The sequence below is a fragment of the Streptomyces sp. NPDC088923 genome (genome assembly GCF_044749745.1).
Taxonomy (GTDB): domain Bacteria; phylum Actinomycetota; class Actinomycetes; order Streptomycetales; family Streptomycetaceae; genus Streptomyces.
The window spans coordinates 2,114,154-2,132,547 of record NZ_JBIVIO010000001.1; the positions used below are offsets into that span (position 1 = coordinate 2,114,154).

The 18,394-nt window shown below is 73.9% G+C and carries 19 protein-coding genes; 12 read left to right on the forward strand and 7 right to left on the reverse strand.

Annotation, left to right across the window (positions count from 1 at the left end):
• Positions 1 to 3: 3 nt before the first annotated feature.
• From ACIP4O_RS09540 to ACIP4O_RS09555, 4 genes are all read left to right on the forward strand, one after another.
• Positions 4 to 1,104, forward strand: coding sequence for an ArsA-related P-loop ATPase (locus ACIP4O_RS09540; protein ID WP_401573279.1), 1,101 nt, complete (start codon positions 4 to 6; stop codon positions 1,102 to 1,104).
• Positions 1,105 to 1,184: 80 nt separating this feature from the next.
• Positions 1,185 to 1,652 carry a DUF5304 family protein gene (locus ACIP4O_RS09545; RefSeq protein ID WP_401573281.1) on the forward strand — a complete coding sequence of 156 codons (468 nt, stop codon included), beginning with the start codon at positions 1,185 to 1,187 and terminating at the stop codon, positions 1,650 to 1,652.
• A 56-nt stretch (positions 1,653 to 1,708) separates the two neighbouring features.
• On the forward strand, positions 1,709 to 2,650 hold the full coding sequence (locus tag ACIP4O_RS09550) for an ROK family glucokinase (RefSeq protein WP_361325131.1): 942 nt from the start codon (positions 1,709 to 1,711) through the stop codon (positions 2,648 to 2,650).
• Positions 2,651 to 2,765: 115 nt separating this feature from the next.
• Complete coding sequence (locus ACIP4O_RS09555; protein WP_401573283.1) at positions 2,766 to 3,509, forward strand: endonuclease/exonuclease/phosphatase family protein; 744 nt, start codon at positions 2,766 to 2,768, stop codon at positions 3,507 to 3,509.
• Between the two features lie 28 nt (positions 3,510 to 3,537).
• On the opposite strand, the gene ACIP4O_RS09560 is transcribed toward ACIP4O_RS09555, so the two are convergent.
• Together ACIP4O_RS09560 and ACIP4O_RS09565 are read right to left on the reverse strand one after the other, a co-directional pair.
• On the reverse strand, positions 3,538 to 4,113 hold the full coding sequence (locus tag ACIP4O_RS09560; protein WP_401573285.1) for a hypothetical protein: 576 nt from the start codon (positions 4,111 to 4,113) through the stop codon (positions 3,538 to 3,540).
• On the reverse strand, positions 4,106 to 4,903 hold the full coding sequence (locus tag ACIP4O_RS09565) for an alpha/beta hydrolase (protein WP_401573287.1): 798 nt from the start codon (positions 4,901 to 4,903) through the stop codon (positions 4,106 to 4,108). The genes ACIP4O_RS09560 and ACIP4O_RS09565 overlap by 8 nt, the downstream gene beginning before the upstream one ends.
• Before the next feature lie 268 nt (positions 4,904 to 5,171).
• On the opposite strand from ACIP4O_RS09565, the gene ACIP4O_RS09570 reads away from it, so the two are divergent.
• From ACIP4O_RS09570 to ACIP4O_RS09585, 4 genes are all read left to right on the forward strand, one after another.
• Positions 5,172 to 5,900 carry a lysophospholipid acyltransferase family protein gene (locus ACIP4O_RS09570; protein ID WP_401573289.1) on the forward strand — a complete coding sequence of 243 codons (729 nt, stop codon included), beginning with the start codon at positions 5,172 to 5,174 and terminating at the stop codon, positions 5,898 to 5,900.
• 127 nt (positions 5,901 to 6,027) lie between these two features.
• A complete protein-coding gene (gene macS / locus ACIP4O_RS09575; RefSeq protein WP_401573291.1) occupies positions 6,028 to 7,224 on the forward strand; it encodes a MacS family sensor histidine kinase in 1,197 nt (398 codons plus the stop codon).
• Positions 7,221 to 7,901, forward strand: coding sequence for a response regulator (locus tag ACIP4O_RS09580; RefSeq protein WP_401573293.1), 681 nt, complete (start codon positions 7,221 to 7,223; stop codon positions 7,899 to 7,901). The genes macS and ACIP4O_RS09580 overlap by 4 nt, the downstream gene beginning before the upstream one ends.
• Positions 7,902 to 7,962: 61 nt before the next feature.
• Positions 7,963 to 8,970 (forward strand): 2-hydroxyacid dehydrogenase, encoded by a 1,008-nt coding sequence (locus tag ACIP4O_RS09585; RefSeq protein ID WP_401573295.1) that lies wholly within the window; start codon positions 7,963 to 7,965, stop codon positions 8,968 to 8,970.
• Here ACIP4O_RS09585 and ACIP4O_RS09590 read toward each other — a convergent pair.
• Entirely contained in the window at positions 8,939 to 10,840 is a 1,902-nt protein-coding gene (locus ACIP4O_RS09590) for an anthranilate synthase family protein (RefSeq protein WP_401573297.1), read from the reverse strand. The two genes, ACIP4O_RS09585 and ACIP4O_RS09590, sit on opposite strands and share 32 nt — an antisense overlap.
• 298 nt (positions 10,841 to 11,138) lie before the next feature.
• Between ACIP4O_RS09590 and ACIP4O_RS09595 the strand changes: the two genes are divergently transcribed.
• Together ACIP4O_RS09595 and ACIP4O_RS09600 are read left to right on the forward strand one after the other, a co-directional pair.
• The gene (locus ACIP4O_RS09595; protein WP_401573299.1) at positions 11,139 to 12,503 is read left to right on the forward strand and encodes a class II 3-deoxy-7-phosphoheptulonate synthase; all 1,365 of its coding nucleotides are present in this window, start codon (positions 11,139 to 11,141) and stop codon (positions 12,501 to 12,503) included.
• 202 nt (positions 12,504 to 12,705) lie between these two features.
• Positions 12,706 to 13,059: a bacterioferritin-associated ferredoxin gene (locus tag ACIP4O_RS09600; protein ID WP_401573921.1), complete on the forward strand. Its 354-nt coding sequence runs from the start codon at positions 12,706 to 12,708 to the stop codon at positions 13,057 to 13,059.
• Between the two features lie 30 nt (positions 13,060 to 13,089).
• Here the strand turns inward: ACIP4O_RS09600 and bfr are convergent, their stop codons facing one another.
• Entirely contained in the window at positions 13,090 to 13,608 is a 519-nt protein-coding gene (bfr, locus tag ACIP4O_RS09605; protein WP_361325158.1) for a bacterioferritin, read from the reverse strand.
• 196 nt (positions 13,609 to 13,804) lie between these two features.
• Between bfr and ACIP4O_RS09610 the strand changes: the two genes are divergently transcribed.
• Entirely contained in the window at positions 13,805 to 14,473 is a 669-nt protein-coding gene (locus tag ACIP4O_RS09610; protein ID WP_401573301.1) for a sulfite oxidase-like oxidoreductase, read from the forward strand.
• Positions 14,474 to 14,522: 49 nt separating this feature from the next.
• On the opposite strand, the gene ACIP4O_RS09615 is transcribed toward ACIP4O_RS09610, so the two are convergent.
• The 3 genes from ACIP4O_RS09615 to pknB form a co-directional block, all read right to left on the reverse strand.
• The gene (locus tag ACIP4O_RS09615) at positions 14,523 to 15,386 is read right to left on the reverse strand and encodes a deoxyribonuclease IV (RefSeq protein WP_401573303.1); all 864 of its coding nucleotides are present in this window, start codon (positions 15,384 to 15,386) and stop codon (positions 14,523 to 14,525) included.
• 37 nt (positions 15,387 to 15,423) lie between these two features.
• Positions 15,424 to 15,720, reverse strand: a complete 297-nt coding sequence (locus ACIP4O_RS09620; protein ID WP_401573305.1) for a hypothetical protein — start codon at positions 15,718 to 15,720, stop codon at positions 15,424 to 15,426.
• A 161-nt stretch (positions 15,721 to 15,881) separates the two neighbouring features.
• Positions 15,882 to 17,795 (reverse strand): Stk1 family PASTA domain-containing Ser/Thr kinase, encoded by a 1,914-nt coding sequence (pknB, locus tag ACIP4O_RS09625; protein ID WP_401573307.1) that lies wholly within the window; start codon positions 17,793 to 17,795, stop codon positions 15,882 to 15,884.
• Between the two features lie 138 nt (positions 17,796 to 17,933).
• Here pknB and ACIP4O_RS09630 point away from each other — a divergent pair, with 138 nt between their 5' ends.
• Positions 17,934 to 18,344 (forward strand): hypothetical protein, encoded by a 411-nt coding sequence (locus ACIP4O_RS09630; RefSeq protein ID WP_401573308.1) that lies wholly within the window; start codon positions 17,934 to 17,936, stop codon positions 18,342 to 18,344.
• The last annotated feature ends 50 nt before the right edge of the window (positions 18,345 to 18,394 follow it).

Below are 18,394 nucleotides of genomic sequence, written 5' to 3' on the forward strand. Positions count from 1 at the left end.
TCCGTGCGCACCGTCCTCGTCACCGGACCCGGCGGGGCCGGACGCACCACGCTCGCCGCCGCCACCGCCCTCACCGCGGCCCGCGCCGGAACCCCCACGCTCCTGCTCACCCCGGGTCCCGTGCCCCTCGGCACCGCGCCCGCCCCCGGCCTGCGCGTCGTCGCCGCCGACCCCGACGCCGCCTTCCGGAACGGGGTCGGCGCACTCCAGGACCGCGCGGGCGCCCTCCTCGGACTGCTCGGCGCGGCACCCCTGGAGGACGGCGAACTGGCGCCGCCGCCCGGACTCGCCCCGTACGCCCTCCTCGCCGCGCTCCACCGGCACGCCACGGAGCCGTACGGCCTCCTCGTCGTGGACCTCCCGGCCGGCACCGAGGGGCTCGCTCTCCTCGCCGCGCCCGCCCTGCTGCGCCGCTACCTCGACCGGCTCCTGCCCCGGCAGCGCCAGGCGGCGCGCGCCCTGCGGCCCGTCCTCGGCAAGCTCGCGGGCGTCCCGCTGCCCGGCGCGGAGTGGTACGAGGCCGCCGCGCGGGCGGAGGCCGCGCTCGCCGCGAGCGAGGCGCTCCTCACCGGACCGGAAACGAGCCTCCTGCCCGTCCTCGTCCCGGGCCGCGCCGGTACGGAGGCGCTCCGCCTGACCCGGATCGCCGCGAGCCTGCACGGCCTCGCGCTCGATCGTCCGCTCGCCAACCGCGTCCTGCCCGAAGGGGCCTTCGGCGCGGCGGCCCAGCACGCGGCCCTCAAGACGTTGGAGGACGTGCGCGAGATCCCGCACCTCGGCGCCGAACCGGCGGGCCCCGCCGGCCTCGAAGCCCTCGGCGCCCCGCTGCCCGGCGAGCCCGCGAGGGCCCCGGAGTGGACCCTGCACGACCTGCGGGCCGAGACGGGTCTCATCGAGTGGCATGTCCCCCTGCCGGGAGCCGAGCGCGGGGAACTCGACCTCTACCGCTTCGAGGACGAACTCGCCGTCACGGCGGGCCCCTTCCGCCGTACCCGCCCCCTGCCCTCGGCCCTGCGCCGCTGCGACGTCACGGGAGCGGCCCTGCGGGACGGCGTGCTGCGGGTCCGGTTCCGGCCGACGCCGGGGCTGTGGCCGGAGGGCTGAGAGGGGCCGCCCCGGGGCTGCCGCGTTCCGCGGCGCGGTCCGGTACCGTCGAAGGCACCACCGTGTCCCAGGAGTCCGCCATGAGCGAAGCCCATTCCTCCCAGCCGCCCGAGGACCCCGAGGGCGACGCCTGGTCCGAGGCCTGCGCCGAGGACCTCGCCGCCGAGCGCGAGCGCCGTGCCGGGGAGGGGCGGGCCGAGACCGGTTCCGCCGCCGAGGAACTGCTGCGCCTCGCCGACACCCTCGCCGAGAAGCTGACCGGCCTCACCTCCCGCGCCGCGGGCCCGCTCCAGGGCGAGGCCGTGCGCCAGGCCGTCGGTCAGGCCCGCTCCTTCGTGGAGCCCGTCCTCGCCCGCAACCCCGAAGTGCTCGATCACCTCGCGGCGGCCGGCTCCGAACTCCTCGCCGCCTACCGCTCCGCCGTCACCGGCCAGGAAGCCCGCTGGACGCGCGAGAAGCCGCCCCGGGGCCCCGCCGGCGACCCCCTGCGCAAGCCCCCGCCCGAAGAGGGCGAGGGCGGCCGGGGGGAGCGCATCGATCTCGACTGACAGGCCCTCGCGTAAGGTTGAGCCTCAGCGGGGCTCGACCGAAAACTGAGGGACACATGGGACTCACCATCGGCGTCGACATCGGCGGTACCAAGATCGCGGCTGGAGTGGTGGACGAGGAGGGCGCGATCCTTTCCACGTTCACCGTGCCCACGCCGCCCACCGCCGAGGCCATCGTCGACGCGATCTCCAGCGCGGTCGCCGGGGCCAGCAAGGGACACGACATCGAGGCCGTGGGCATCGGCGCGGCCGGGTACGTGGACGACAAACGGGCCACCGTCCTGTTCGCACCCAACATCGACTGGCGGCACGAGCCGCTCAAGGACAAGGTCGAGAAGCGCGTCGGCCTCCCCGTCGTCGTCGAGAACGACGCGAACGCCGCCGCCTGGGGCGAGTACCGCTTCGGCGCGGGCCAGGGGCACGAGGACGTCATCTGCATCACCCTCGGCACCGGGCTCGGCGGCGGCATCATCATCGGCAACAAGCTCCGGCGCGGACGCTTCGGCGTCGCCGCCGAGTTCGGCCACATCCGGGTCGTCCCCGACGGCCTCCTGTGCGGCTGCGGCAGCCAGGGCTGCTGGGAGCAGTACGCCTCCGGGCGCGCCCTCGTCCGCTACGCCAAGCAGCGCGCCAACGCGACCCCGGAGAACGCCGAGATCCTGCTCGGCTTCGGCGACGGCACGCCGGACGGCATCGAGGGCAAGCACATCAGCCAGGCCGCCCGCCGGGGCGACCCGGTCGCCGTCGACTCCTTCCGCGAACTGGCCCGCTGGGCGGGGGCCGGGCTCGCCGACCTCGCCTCGCTCTTCGACCCCTCCGCCTTCATCGTCGGCGGCGGCGTCTCGGACGAGGGCGACCTCGTGCTCGACCCGATCCGCCGCTCCTTCCGGCGCTGGCTCATCGGCGGAGCCTGGCGCCCGCACGCCCAGGTGCTCGCCGCCCAGCTCGGCAACAAGGCCGGACTCGTCGGCGCGGCCGACCTGGCCCGGCAGGGCTGAACCCGGCTCGTACCCGGGCCTGTTGACGTGGTGCCGCCCCGCCTGTGGCGGGGCGGCACCCGTCTGTCCGGGGTCCGTGATCTTGAGGGGCGGGCACGTGCTTAGCTTGGGCGCCATGAGCACCGCCGCGCCCCAGAGCCTGCCCGCTTCCCGCACCGAGGAGGACGGCTCGGCCGTCGTACGAGTCCTCAGCTACAACATCCGCTCGATGCGCGACGACACCACCGCGCTCGGCCGGGTCATCCGCGCCTGCGACCCGGACCTCGTCCTGATCCAGGAGGCCCCGCGCTTCTTCCGCTGGCGCAAGGCCCTCTCCCGCCTCGCGCGTTCGGCCGGGCTCGTCACCCTCGCGGGCGGTGCGACCGCCGCGGGGCCCGCGCTGCTGTGCGCGATGCGGGCGACCGTCGAGCGGACCGAGGACGTGCTTCTTCCGCTGACGCCGGGTCTGCACCGGCGCGGCTTCTCGACCGCCGTCGTGCGGTTCGGCGCCGTTCGCCTCGGCGTGGTGAGCTGCCACCTGAGTCTGGCGAAGGACGAACGGCTGGCACAGGCACGGCTGTTGACGGAGCGGGTGGCGGGGATGGGGGTCTCGCACGTCGTCGCCGGGGGCGATCTCAACGAGGGGCCGCGCGGGAGGGCCTTCCGGCATGTGGCGGCGAAGCTGCGGGACGCGTTCGCCGCGCGGGCCTGGGGCGGGGAGTTCACCTCCACGGCCGTTGATCCGTATCAGCGGATCGACGCGGTGTTCGTGACGGAGGGGATCGAGGTGCTGGGGTGCGGGGTTCCTGACGTGGTGGGGGCGGACGTCGCTTCTGATCACCTGCCGGTGCTGGCCGTGCTGAGGGTTCCGGCAGTGTGAGCCCGCTCGGGCCTCCGCCCCGGGTGGTTCACACCACCGCGCCCCTCCCCGGGTCGTCCTCGTCCTCGTCGTCCCCCGCGCCCATGCGGATGACCAGCGTCACGAAGCCGCCGACGAAGCCACCGATGCACAGCGTCGCGAGCCACCAGGTCATGTCCCAGTCGAGGAGCACGGCCAGGAGGGTCAGGACCGGGCCGCCGATCACCGCGAGCCACGCGAACTTCGAGGTCACGTCGGATTCGGGGAGTTCGGGGTCCGGCGGGACGAAGTGGCCCTCGTCCTCCTCCGCCGGGGTGTGGTCGCGCGGGCCCGGGGGCGCCGGGGTGGCGCGGACGCCGGGCGCGAAGGCGACCGAGCCGCCGAGCGCCGGCTTCTCCGGGGGCTTCTCCTCCTCGCCCTCCGGGGGAGCCGCGGCGTTCCGCGAGCGCGTCTCCAGGTCCGCCAGGTCCTCGACCGACTTGAAGGGCTTCGTGCCCGGCGGGTCGTCCGGCTCCTCGCCGTAGCCCGCGACGATCGCCGCCCACGCGGCCTCCTCGTCGAGCGGGGGCACGCCGCTCTCCTCTGGCTCCCTGCTCTCCTCGCGCTCCGCGCCGTTCTCAGCCACCGCTGGCCGTCCCTTCCTGGCCGACAAGGCCGACATGGGCGTACTCGGGGGCGATCCGGGCCACGAAGGACTCGCTCTCCGCGAAGATCCGGTCCGCGTCGTTGTCCAACGTCGCGACATGGTGACTGTGTTCCAGGACCAGTTCGGTGGTGTCCGCCGAGGAGACCCGCGCGAGCACGCGCGCCGAGTCGGCTGACGGTACGACGTGGTCGGTGGCGCTGCGCAGCAGGAGCAGCGGCCGCGACACGCGCGGCAGGTCGCGGTCCACGATCCGGAAGAAGCGCCGCAGCGAGTGCGCGGCGTGCAGCGGGACCCGCGTGTAGCCGGTCTCCTCGACCCCCTCCTTCGCGATGTCGCTGACGATCCCCTTCGTCGAGGGCAGTACGTGCCGGGCCACGGGCAGCGCGTGCGCCGCGAGGCCGTGCACCTTGAGCGCCGGGTTCACCAGGACGAGGCCCGCGACCGCGTCGCCGTGCCGTTCCGCGAGCCGGAGCGCGAGCGCCCCGCCCATCGAGAGCCCCGCCACGACCACCGTCGCGCACCGCTCGCGCAACTCGGCGAAGGCCCGGTCCACCTCCGCGTACCAGTCCTGCCAGCCGGTGACCTGGAGGTCCTGCCAGCGGGTGCCGTGACCGGGCAGCAGCGGCAGCGACACGCTCAGCCCGCGTGCCGCCAGGTACGCGGCCCACGGCCGCAGCGACTGCGGGCTCCCCGTGAAGCCGTGGCACAAGAGGACTCCGGTGGCACCGCCCTCGTGGCGGTAGGGCTCGGCTCCGGGGATGACCGGCACGACGGGCTCCTTCGGTGAGCGATCGACGACGAACGAGAGGACGGAGGAGGCGGGACGGCGGACGGACGAAGCGGCGGGCGCGAGGGCCCGGACACGCGGGCCCGTACATGACCCTCATGCCCGGGGGAACAGGCACAGTACGGTGTCGCGGCGTATTTCACCGTACGCGACCGGACCGACACCGACCAGGGTCCTGGGCGGCCGGGAACGGCCGTGCGAGGGCCCGGGCCGGTATGGTCGGCCACGACGGAGGACGGAAGGCGGAGCGGTGATCTACAACGCGATGAAGCACTCCCTGGGTGCCTCGCTCAAGGTGGCGTTCCGGCCGTGGGTCGAGGGCATGGAGAACATCCCCGAGGAAGGCCCCGCGATCCTCGCGAGCAACCACCTCTCCTTCTCCGACTCCTTCTTCCTCCCCGCCGTCCTGGAACGCCGGGTGACCTTCATCGCCAAGGCCGAGTACTTCACCACCCCCGGGGTCAAGGGCAGGCTGACGGCCGCCTTCTTCAAGGGCGTCGGACAGCTCCCCGTGGACCGCTCGGGCGGGCGCGGCGCGGGCGAGGCCGCGATCAAGAGCGGCATCGACGTCCTCGCGCGCGGCGAGCTCTTCGGCATCTACCCCGAGGGCACCCGTTCCCCCGACGGCCGCCTCTACCGCGGCAAGCCCGGCGGCCTCGCCCGCGTCGCCCTCGGCAGCGGTGCCCCCGTCATCCCCGTCGCCATGATCGACACCGAGAAGATCCAGCCCCCCGGCAAGGCCGTCCCCAAGCTCATGCGGCCCGGCATCCGCATCGGCAAGCCCCTCGACTTCAGCCGCTACGAGGGCATGGAGGGCGACCGCTTCATCCTCCGCGCCCTCACCGACGAGGTCATGTACGAGATCATGAAGCTCTCGGGCCAGGAATACGTCGACATCTACGCCACCGCGGCCAAGCGCCAACTGGCGGAGGCGGCGAAGGCCGAGGCGGCGAAGGCGGGCAGGACGAAGGCCGCCTGAACCTCCGGGCCCGGCGAGGAACCCCGGGGCGGGCAGGCACGTCTCCCTCCGCGAGCGCGCCGCCCGTAGGCTGCCTCCCGGGGACCGGGCCGGACGCCCGGCAGGCGGACACGGGGAACACGAGGACATGGCCACGAGCGACAACGCCCCGCCGAAGGCGGCGAACCGCCTCGTCGAGCGCCCCTTGTGGCAGGCCCTCACCGCCTACCGCCTCCTCACCGCCTGCTACGCCCTCGCCCTCTTCCTCGCCGAGCGCGAGCACTTCGCCCGCCCCGCCGTCGCCTGGGCCTTCTACGCCGTCCTCCTCCCCTGGACGGTCCTCACCCTGCCCCGCGTCCGCCAAGAGGCCCGCTGCACCCGGCCCTTCCTCGTCGCCGACCTCCTCCTCGCCCTCACCGGCGTCCTCCTCACTCCCCTCGCGGACGGCGCCGCGCGCGTGGCGAGCGGGGTGCCGACGCTGCCCTCGATATGGACCGCCGGCGCCGTCCTCGCCTGGGCGCTCAAGGGCGGCTGGCGCCCTGCCGCCGTCGCCTCCGTGCTCGTCGGCATCGCGAACGTCGTGCAGCGCGGCACCCCGAGCCAGAGCACCCTGCACGCCGTCCTCCTCGTCTGCATCGCCGCGATCGCCATCGGGTACGTCGTCGAGGTCGCCCGCGCCTCCGAGCGCACCCTCGCCCGCGCCCTGGAGATCGAGTCCGCGACCCGCGAGCGCGAACGCCTCGCCCGCGACATCCACGACGGCGTGCTCCAGGTCCTCGCCATGGTGCAGCGGCGCGGTACCGCGCTCGGCGGCGAGGCGGCGGAGCTGGGCAGGCTCGCGGGCGAGCAGGAGACGGCCCTGCGCGCGCTCGTACGGGGCGGACCGCCACCCGCCGCGCCCAGCCCCGGGAAGCCGGGCGCTCCCGTCGACCTCATGACGCTCCTCGCCCCGCTCGCGGACGCCCGCACGAGCCTCGCGGGCCCGGGCACCCCCGTACCGCTCGCCGCCCACGCCGCCCGCGAGCTGACCGCCGCCGTCGCCGCCGCGCTCGACAACGTCGGGCGGCACGCGGGCGAGGAGGCGCGAGCCTGGCTGCTTGTCGAGGACGAGACGGACGCGGTGCTCGTGACCGTGCGGGACGACGGCCCCGGCATCCCCGAGGGCCGCCTCGCCGAAGCCGCCGAGCAGGGTCGTCTCGGCGTCGCGCAGTCGATCAGGGGCCGCCTCGCCGACCTCGGCGGCAGCGCGGCCCTCCTCTCGGTCCCGGGCCAGGGCACCGAGGTCGAACTGCGCCTGCCGCGCCCGCCCGAGAGCACCAACGACCGGAAGGACAGCGCCCGATGAACGCGCCCGCACAGACCGCCCGCGTCATGGTCGTCGACGACCACCCGATGTGGCGGGACGCCGTCGCCCGCGACCTGGAGGCCGCCGGTTTCGAGCTCGTCGCGACCGCGGGGGACGGGCCGCAGGCCGTGCGCCGCGCGAGCGCCACGCGCCCCGACGTCCTGGTCCTCGACCTCAACCTGCCGGGCCTGCCCGGCGTCGAGGTCTGCAAGCGGCTCGTACGGGAACTGCCCGAGCTGCACGTCCTGGTGCTCTCGGCCTCCGGCGAGCACGCCGACGTCCTGGAGGCAGTGAAGTCCGGCGCCACCGGCTACCTCGTGAAGTCGGCGAGCACGGAGGAACTGATCGAGGCGGTGCGCCGGACGGCCGTCGGCGACGCGGTCTTCACCCCCGGACTCGCCGGGCTCGTCCTCGGCGAGTACCGCAGGCTCGCGGCCGAGCCGGAGCCGAAGACCTCCGGCGGGGGGCCGGAGACCCCGCGTCTCACCGAGCGCGAGACGGAGGTGCTGCGGCTGGTGGCGAAGGGCCTGAGCTACAAGCAGATCGCGGAGCGGCTCGTCATCTCGCACCGGACGGTGCAGAACCACGTGCAGAACACGCTGGGGAAGCTGCAGCTGCACAACCGGGTCGAACTCGTCCGCTACGCGATCGAACAAGGGCTGGACGACCCGGCCTGAGGACCCTGGGGAGCGCCCCTCGGCCGCCGTAGTGTGGGCCGCCCAGACACAGGGAGTTGACGTGGACGTACTCGCGTTCGGGGTGCAGGCCGACGAGCGGCCGTTGATCGAGGCCGCCTTCGCCGGGGAGTGCGAGGTGCGCTGCGTCGATGTCTTCCTCACGGCCGACACCGCCGCCATCGCGCACGGCCACGAGGCCATCTCGACCAGCGTCAACTGCGAGCTCGGGCCCGAGGCCCTCCAGGCTCTCGCCGCCGGCGGCACGCGGATGGTCGCCCAGCGCTCCACCGGCTTCAACAACATCGACCTCGACGTCGCCGAAGCCCTCGGCCTCACCGTCTTCCGCGTCTCCTCCTACTCCCCGTACTCCGTCGCCGAGTTCGCCTGGTCGCTCGCCATGGCCGTCAACCGCAACCTCGTGCGCGCCGCGATCCGCACCCGCGACTTCGACTTCCGCCTCCACGGCCTCATGGGCCGCGACTTCCACGGCCGCACCGCCGGAATCATCGGCACCGGCAGAATCGGCACCGCCTTCGCCTCGATCGCGCGCGGTTTCGGGATGCGGCTGCTCGGCTGGGACGTCCACGAGAACCCGGACTGCCGCGCCCTCGGCGTGGAGTACGTGGACCGCGACCGCCTGCTGCGCGAGTCCGACCTCGTCAGCCTCCACGTACCGCTCCTGCCCACCACCGCGCACCTCCTCGACGCGCGGGCGCTGCGCCTGATGAAGGACGACGCGCTCCTCGTCAACTCCAGCAGGGGCGGGCTCATCGACACGGAGGCGCTCGTGGGGGAGTTGCGCAAGGGGCGGTTCGCGGGGGTCGGGCTCGACGTGTACGAGGCGGAGAGCGGGCTCTTCTTCCTCGACAAGTCCCTGGAAGGGGTGGACGACGACGTGCTGGCCCGTCTCATGACGTTCCCGCACGTCATCGTCACCTCGCACCAGGCGTACTACACCGAGGACGCCGTGGGGCAGATCATCGCGGCGACCCTGGAGAACGTGCGGGACTGGGGGGCGGGGCGGCGGACGCCGAACGTCATCGTGCCGCGGGCACCAGAAGCCGTGTGATCACCTCCCGCACCACCTCCACCCCTCCCAGGCTCAGCACCGACTCCGGGTGGAACTGGACCGAGGCGAAGCCGGGGCCGCGAAGCGCGTGGACCTCGCCGCTCGCCGGGTCGCGGCTCACCTCGATGCCGTGGGCCGCGAGTTCGGTGGCCGCCTCGTCGTCGCAGCGGGCGACGAAGCTGTTGTAGAAGCCGACCGTCTCGCGGCGGCCGAAGAAGCCGATCTCCGTCTGCGCGCCCTGGTAGGGGACGTCCTTGCGGACGAGGGGGAGGCCGAGGCGCTCCGCGATCAGCTCGTGGCCCAGGCACACGCCGAGCACGCCGTGCCGGTGGCCGGCGAGCAGCGCGTCCGCGAGCGCCCCGAGGCGCCGCATCCGGGGGTCCGCGCGGTCGGCGGGATCACCGGGCCCGGGGCCCAGCACGACCTGGCCCTCGTGGGCGAGCGCCGCCTCGTGCAGGCCCGGCTCGTCGTGCCGCCGCACCGTCACCTGGCAGCCCGTCGCCCGCAGCACGTGCGCGAGCATCGCCGTGAACGTGTCCTCCGCGTCCACGACGAGCACCCGCGCCCTCGGTTCCCCGCCCGGCGCCTCGCGCAGCCGCAGCCAGAACGGCGCGAGCCCCGCGCGCCGCCCGTCGAGCGCGGCCCGCACCCGCGGATCGTCCGCGAGCCGCGCGGGCGCCGCGCCGTCCGTCCGCGCCGCCCCCTCCCGTACACCCAGCGCCGTCAGCACCCCCGCCGCCTTCGCGTGCGTCTCCGCGACCTCGCCGTACGGGTCCGAGCCGCGCACGAGCGTCGCGCCGACGGCGACGCGCAGCCCGCCCGCCGCGTCGATGTCGGCGGTACGGATCAGGATCGGCGAGTCGAGCGTCTGCGCGCCCGAGGCGTCGCGGCCGATGAGCGCGAGCGCGCCCGCGTAGTAGCCGCGCCCGTCCGGCTCGTGGCGCGCGATGACCCGGCAGGCGTTCTGCACCGGGGACCCGGTCACGGTCGCGGCGAACATCGTCTCGCGCAGCACCTCGCGCGCGTCCAGCGTCGAGCGCCCGCGCAACTCGTACTCGGTGTGCGCGAGGTGCGCCATCTCCTTCAGGCGCGGCCCGACGACGACCCCGCCGAGGTCGCCGACGGTCGCCATCATCTTCAGCTCCTCGTCCACCACCATCGACAGCTCCTCCTTCTCCTTCGCGTCCGCGAGGAAGCGCAGCAGGTCCTCGGAGTCCGGGCCGCCGGCCGGGTAGCGGTAGGTGCCGCTGATCGGGTTCATGACGACGGTCCCGCCCGTCATCCGCACGTGCACCTCGGGGCTCGCGCCCACGAGCGTGCGCTCCCCGGTGTGCACGACGAACGTCCAGTACGCGCCCCGCTCGCCCACGAGCAGCCGCCGGAACAGCGCGAGCGCGTCCCGCCGCCCGAAGCCGGGGATCTCGGCCCGGTACGTACGGCGTACGACGAAGTTCGCGCCCTCGCCGGAGCCGATCTCGTCCCGCAGCACCCGGCCCACCGTCGCGGCGTACGCGTCGTCGTCCTGGTCGAAGCCGTGGCCGACGATCCCGGGGCGGTGCGCGGGCAGGAGCGCCGTCACCTCGTCGAGCGGCAGCCGGTACGTCTCCTCGGCGACGAGCACCGCGAGCGGCGTCCCGTCCTCGCGCACCTCGAAGCCGCGCTCCCTGATCTGCCCGAACGGCACGAGGGCGAGGACCGGGTGCGCGGCGTCCTCGTCAGGGATCTCCGCGAGCCGTTCCACCTCGCGCACCTGTCCGAGCAGTACCTCGACGGTGTCGGGCTCCAGGCCCGGCGTACGGCGCCGCAGCAGCGCGAAGGGCGGGGCACAGGGAGCGGTGAGACGTGCGAGGACCTGAGCTGTGGTGGACATCGGGTTCCTTCCGGGAGGGACGGGAACCGCCGGGAGAGCCCACCCCCGGAAAACACCGAAGGCCGCCCTCGGGCGGCCTTTCGCATACGCGACAAGAGGTGGACCGCCTAGGGAGCGGACCACCACCACATGGAACGAGTCGCGAACATGGGGGGAGCGTACCCCAGGAACGTGAGAACACAGCCCCTCCGGCGTTTGAGGAGCGGGGTCCGGGGCGGAGCCCCCGGAAAGAGGCCACCCCCGCCGCGACGTCTCACCGACCGAACCACGTCCACCCCGCCCCCGCCCACCCCGTAAGGTGGCCGTCGTGACCGCCATCGCTGAAACAGACGCCCTCGCCACCAAGGCGAGCTGGCGAGACCTGCCCGCGGCGCAGCAGCCTACGTACCCCGATGCCGAGGCCCTGCGCGAAGTCGTCGCGGACCTCGAGTCGTATCCCCCGCTCGTCTTCGCCGGCGAGTGCGACGAGCTGCGCACCCGGATGGGAGCCGTCGCCCGCGGCGAGGCGTTCCTCCTCCAGGGCGGCGACTGCGCCGAGTCCTTCGACGCCGTGACCGCCGAGCACATCCGCGCCAAGCTCAAGACGATCCTCCAGATGGGTGCCGTCCTCACCTACGCGGCCTCCGTGCCCGTCGTGAAGGTCGGCCGGATCGCGGGCCAGTACTCCAAGCCCCGCTCGAAGGACACCGAGACCCGCGACGGCGTGACGCTCCCCACCTACCGGGGCGACTCCGTCAACGGCTTCGACTTCACCGAGGCCGCCCGCGTCCCCGACCCGGACCGCCTGCGCCGGATGTACCACCACTCGGCCTCCACGCTGAACCTCGTGCGCGCCTTCACCACGGGCGGCTACGCGGACCTGCGCCAGGTGCACGCCTGGAACCAGGACTTCGTCCGCACCTCGGCCTCGGGCCAGCGCTACGAGCAGCTCGCCCGCGAGATCGACAACGCGCTGAACTTCATGCGGGCCTGCGGGACCGACCCCGAGGAGTTCCGCACCGTCGAGTTCTACTCCTCGCACGAGGCGCTGCTCATGGACTACGAGTCGGCGCTCACCCGCGTCGACTCGCGCACCGGGCGGCTCTACGACGTCTCGGCGCACATGGTGTGGATCGGTGAGCGCACCCGCCAGCTCGACGGCGCCCACATCGAGTTCGCCTCGAAGATCCGCAACCCCATCGGCGTCAAGCTCGGCCCCTCCACGACCCCGGAGGAGGCGCTCCAGTACATCGAGCGCCTCGACCCCGAGCGCGAGCCCGGCCGCCTCACCTTCGTCGTGCGCATGGGCGCGGACAAGATCCGCGACAAGCTCCCGACGCTCGTCGAGAAGGTCACCGCCTCGGGCGCCACCGTCGCCTGGGTCACCGACCCCATGCACGGCAACACCTTCGAGGCCGCCTCGGGCCACAAGACCCGCCGCTTCGACGACGTCCTCGACGAGGTCAAGGGCTTCTTCGAGGTCCACAAGGAGCTGGGCACCCACCCGGGCGGCATCCACGTGGAGCTGACCGGGGACGACGTCACGGAGTGCGTGGGCGGCGGCGACGAGATCTTCGTCGACGACCTCCACCAGCGCTACGAGACCGCCTGCGACCCGCGCCTGAACCGCAGCCAGTCGCTCGACCTCGCCTTCCTCGTCGCGGAGATGTACCGCTCGCAGTGAGGTGAGCCGGACCGTACGGTCGCCGATGGGGCACGGATCGCCTGTGATCCGTGCCCCATCGGCGTATCCGGGGTTCCTCGCCGGACTCCACGGGGTTAGGTTAGGTTTGCCTCAGCAAGGCGGGCGGGTAGTCCCCTCCCGGCAGGAGGCGCCCGGTCCGGACGGGCCGGACGACCGGCGGTTTCGGCAGGAGGTGACCCGCGTGTACGTGTGCTCGTGCTTCGGCATCACGGAGGCGGACGTGCGCGCGCACGCGGAGAACGGGGCCGTCACACCCCGCAAGATCGCCTCCGCCTGCAAGGCCGGGACCGACTGCGGCGGTTGCGTCCGCCGCATCCAGGCCCTCCTCGGCCGGGGCACCTGCCCGCGCAGGGAGGCCGCCGACCGCGAGGAACCGGTGTTCCTGCCCGTACCGGCCCCGCTCCCGGCGCCGACGGCTCAGGACCCGCTGCCGGCGACGCGGCTGCCCGTACCCGTGACGGCGTCCGCGCGGCTGCCCGTACCCGTCGCGCAGACGCCCGCGGCACCGGTCGCGCGCCTCGACGACGCCGCCTGAGCCGCGCGGGCGGTACCCGCCTCCACCGCCTCAGTCGGTCTTGAAGCCGCTCGTGCCCGGGCCCGAGGGGTCCGGCTGCTCCTGCGAGATCACCGTCGACAGGTACAGCGCCTCGCCCAGCTTCTCGATGAGGTCGAGCTGGGTCTCCAGGTAGTCGACGTGGTGCTCCTCGTCCGCGAGGATCGCCTCGAAGACGTTCGCCGAGGTGATGTCCCCCTTGGAGCGCATCAGCTCGATCCCGCGCCGCAGCCGGTCGATCGCCTCGACCTCCACCTGCCGGTCGGCGCGGAACATCTCCGTCACCGTCTGCCCGACCGAGACGTGGAAGAGCCGCTGGTAGTTCGGCAGCCCGTCGAGGAGCAGGATGCGGTCCGTGAGGATCTCCGCGTGCCGCATCTCGTCGAAGGACTCGGCACGCGTGTACCTCGCGAGCTTCGTCCACCCCTTGTGATCCTGGAGCTTCGCGTGCAGGAAGTACTGGTTGATCGCCGTCAGCTCGGCCGTGAGCTGCTCGTTCAGGAATTCGATGACCTCGGGGTCGCCCTGCATCGTCCGGGCTCCTTCTAGGAGTACGACTAGGCGGCGGGTACGTCTGGTGTCCGACCTGCTACGGAACGCGCGCATCGTCGCATCACCGGTTCCGCGGAGTCCAGTAAGTGCACGCTTAGTCACGTCTGCCCCGGAAGCCACCCGGGTAACACGTGCCAGGTCGGCGGCTCCCCGCCCGGTCTGTCAGGATGGATGCATGGGCCAGGCGGAGAGCGAGAGAGACGGCCCGCCTTCCCCGGGCGGGCCTGCCGCGGACGATCCCTCCTCGGCGGCGCACCGGCTGCCGCCGGGACAGCGGCTCCAGCGCGGCTGGCCGGTCACCCACTACGGGCCGGTGCCGAAGTTCCGGCCCGAGCGCTGGGAGTTCCGCGTCTTCGGGGCGACGGCGGACGGGGACAAACGCGGCTGGAACCACGAGGAGTTCACCGCGCTCGGCTGGACCACCGTCGAGGCCGACCTGCACTGCGTGACCCGGTTCAGCGTGGTCGACGCGGAGTGGGGCGGCATCCCGGCCCGTACGCTGCTCGACCTCGTCCCGCCCGCGCCCCGGGCCACGCACGTCATGGTGTGGGCCGAGTACGGCTACAGCGCCAATCTGCGGCTCGCCGACTTCGCCGCGCCGCACACCGTCTTCGCCACCCACAAGGACGGCGAGCCCCTCACCGCCGAACACGGCTACCCGGTGCGCCTCGTCGTGCCGCACCTCTACGCCTGGAAGGGCCCCAAGTGGGTGCGCGGCGTCGAGTACATGACCGCCGACCGGCGCGGCTTCTGGGAGGAGCGGGGCTACCACAACATCGGCGACCCGTGGCGGGAGCAGCGGTACACCTACCAGGAGGAGGCGGGGGACGGACCCGGGCTGTGAGCGCCGCCGCGACGCCCGGCCGCGCGGTTCTCCTTCGGCCGCCGTCCGCTCAGCCGCGCAGTTCCTTCAGCCGTGCCACGTCCGCCGCGTGTCCCTCGGGGCCGCCCGGGGTCTCGATGATCAGCGGCACGCCCGCCGTCGCCGGGTGGGCGCACAGCTCCGCGAACGCCGCCGTGCCGATCGTGCCCGCGCCGATGTTCTCGTGCCGGTCCAGGTGCGAGCCGCAGCCCGCCTTCGAGTCGTTGGCGTGGACGAGCTTGAGCCTGCCCTCGCCGACCTCGTCCACGAGCAGGTCGAGCGTCTGCTTCGCGCCGCCCGGGGCACCGAGGTCGTGCCCCGCCGCGTGGACGTGGCACGTGTCCAGGCACACGCCGAGCCTCGGGTGCGCGTCGAGGGCGGCCGCGTACGGGCCCAGGTCCCACGTCCGCGCGCACAGCGAGGCGCCCTGCCCGGCCGTCGGCTCCAGGAGCAGATCCGGGTCGCCGGGCTGGTCGAGCTCGTCGAGCAGCGGCAGCATCCGCTCCCGCACCTGCGCGAGCGCCACCTCGCGCGTACGGCCCCCGGTCGCCGAACCGGTGTGCACGACGACACCGAGCGCGCCGATCTCGCGCGCCCTGCGCAGCGAGTGCCGCAGCGAGAGCACCGACTTCTCGACGGTGGCCTCGGTGTGCGAGCCGAAGTTGATGAGGTACGGGGCGTGCACGTACGCGCGCAGGCCCTCGGAGGCGCAGCGCGTACGGAACTCCTCGTCCTGCGCCGGGTCCCCGGGTCCCGTCGCCCAGCCGCGCGGATTGGCGACGAAGACCTGCACGGCCTCGGCGCCGAGCGTGCGCGCGTAGGAGAGGCCGGTCTTCGCGAGACCCCCGGCGACGGGGACGTGCGCGCCGACGGGGTTGCGGGGGGTGGTGTTCACCCGTCCAGGGTGACACGGACCCGGGGGCGGACAGGTCTCAGGGGAGGGCCGGGCGTTCGGAGCCGGCGGGCTCGCCCTCCTCGATGACGAGGTCCTCGGGGAACTCGACGACGCAGTCCGCCTCGTCGGTCAGGCCCTCGGTCAAGGGCTCGGCGCACGGACCGTCGGGGTCGGTGGGATCGACGGGGGCGCTGGTGGCCGCGGCGGGCCGCACGACGGTGTGATCCCCGGTCCCCCCGCTCGCCGGGCCGCCGTCCGACGACGAGCAGGCGGTCGCGGTGAGGCCCGCGCCCAGAACAAGGACGGCACTGACGGCGACGGCGCGCAGACGCATGGTTCCCCCCACACGAAACGGCCTCTCCGGTGGAGGCCGAGAGGAGAAGTCTGCCCTGTGGATCACGGACACGGAGAACGTTTTCGGTGAAGGAATCGTTCAGGTGTGCGGACGTGCTTCCGGACCGTCACCGCACCCGGCCGCTCACCGCACGCGGACCGTCACCGCACCCGGATCGTCACCGTGCTCCCGCGCGGTGCCGTGTCCCCGCCGCTCACCGACTGGTCCCACACGGTGTGCCCGAGGAACCAGCGGGAGACCTTCACCTCGAACCCGGCGTCCTCCAGCAGCCCCTTCGCCTCGTCCTCCTGCTTGCCCTCCACGTCCGGGACCTCCACGAGGTCGGGGCCCTTGGAGAGCGTCAGCGTCACCGTGTCGCCCGCCGCGAGCCGCTTGCCGGGCGAGGGGGACTGCTTCGCGACGGCGCCCTCGTCGGCGTCCGAGGAGAAGACCCGCTCGGCGGCGACCTTCACGTCCAGACCCGCGTCGGACAGCTCCTCGCGCGCCTCCGCCTCGTCCTTGCCGCTCACCTCCGGTACGTCCACGGGCGCGCCCCTGCTCACGGTGATCCGCACCGTCGAACCGGCCTTCACGTTCTCGCCCGCCTGCGGCTCCGTGTCGATCACGGCGCCCTGGCTGACGTCCTGGTCGAAGCGCTCGGTGACCAGGCCCGGGTCGAGCCCACGCCCGCGCAGCGCCGCGCGCGCCTCGGTGAGGGTCTTGCCGGTGAGCCGGGGCACGTCGACCGTGCGCGGGCCGAGCGAGACGGTGAGGGCGACCTCGCCGTGGTCGCGGATACGGGCGCCCGGCGCCGGGTCTGTGCCGAGCACGGTGCCGCGCGGCTCGGTGGCGCTGTAGCGGCCCTTGACGTCCTTGACCCGCAGCCCCGCCTTGTCGAGACGCCCCTTCGCCTCCTTCTCGCTCTTCGCGAGCACGCGCGGGACCTCGGTGAACTGCCCCGCGTTGACGTACCAGACGCCCGCGCCCCCGCACAGCACGACGACGGCGACGACGAGCGCCGACCACAGCCTGCGGCGGGGCCGCCCGGTGCGCGCGGGGGCGGGTGCGGGCGTGGGCGTGGGCAGCACGCTCGTGCGCGACACGTCCCCGGCGGCCCCCGGGCGGGGCAGTGTCAGCGCGCGCGGCAGGACGCTCGTACGGTCCTCGGCGTTGTCATGCCCGCCCGCGCGCGCCGCCGGGGGCTCCGCGTCGAGCGCCGCCCCGTCGAGGTGCGCCGTCGCGTGCCGTACCGCCGCGAGGAGGGCCACCGCGTCGCGCGGACGCGCCGCCGGCTCGCGTGCCGCGGCGGCGGCCACGAGCGTGTCGAAGGCCGGGTCGAGGGCGGGGAAGAAGCCGGAGGGGGCGGGCACGTCGGTGTTCAGGTGCTGGTAGAGGACCTGCGCGGGGGAGTCGCCGAGGTGCGGCTTGCCGCCGGTCAGCATCTCGAAGAGGACGATGCCGCAGGCGTACACGTCGGCGCGCTCGTCGACCGCCTCGTCGCTGATCTGCTCGGGGGCGAGGTAGGAGACGGTGCCGAGGACGGCGCCCGTCGAGCGCGAGTCGGTGCCCACGCCCCGTACGAGACCGAAGTCCGCGACCTTGACCCGGCCGTCGTCCCCTATCAGGACGTTCTCCGGCTTCATGTCGCGGTGCACGAGACCCGCGCGGTGCGCCGCGCCGAGCCCGGCGAGGACCGGCTCCAGGATGTCGAGCGCGGCCCGCGGGCTCAGCGCCCCGCGCTCGCGCAGCACGTCGCGGAGCGTGCAGCCGGGCACGTACTCCATCGCCAGGTACACGAAGGCGCCGTCCGCGTTCTGGTCGAAGACGCTCACCACGTTCGGGTGGTCGAGCCGCGCCACCGACTTCGCCTCGCGGATGAACCGCTCGACGAACACCGCGTCCGTGGCGAGTTCCGGGTGCATGACCTTGAGCGCGACCACCCGGTCCAGGCGCAGATCGACCGCGCGATGCACGGTCGACATGCCCCCGGCCGCGATGAGCGCGTCCACCCGGTACCGCCCGTCGAGGACCTTCCCGAGGAGCGAGGCGTTCTGATCGGCCGGCCTTGTGTCCACGCGGCGAGTCTACGGGGCCGCGCGCGGCCCTCCGGGGCGGCGGTGTCACGCGGTGTCAGTGGCGGCTGGCACTGTGAAGGCGGTCACCGGGCGCGCTCGCCCGCCTCCCCCCACGTGGCCGGACGGAAGGATCTGGACATGAGCTGGGACGTGCTGGTGCTGCGGCTGCCCGAGGGCCGCGCCCGGGTGGAGGACCTGCCGGAGGGCCCCGCGGAACTTCCCCTCGGGCCGCGCGCCGACGTGCTCGCCGCGCTCGCCGCGGCGGTGCCCGAGGCGGACTTCTCCGACCCTGCCTGGGGTGAGCTGGAGGGGCCCGGCTGGTCCATGGAGCTGAACATCGGCGACGCGGAGCCGGTCGACGCGGTCATGCTCCACGTGCGCGGCGGCGGGGACGACGTGCTCCCCGTCGTCCTGCGCATCGCCGAGGCGCTGGGGGCGCGCGCCTGGGACACGGCGGGCGGAATGCTCACCGGCCCCGGCGACACCTCGGGCTGGCACGCCTTCCAGGAGTTCCGGGACCACCTGACGGGTGTGCGGAGCGGGGGGTGAGGCGGTACGGGGACGGGGCCGCCGTCCGCGTACCGCCGCCCCGTCCCCGT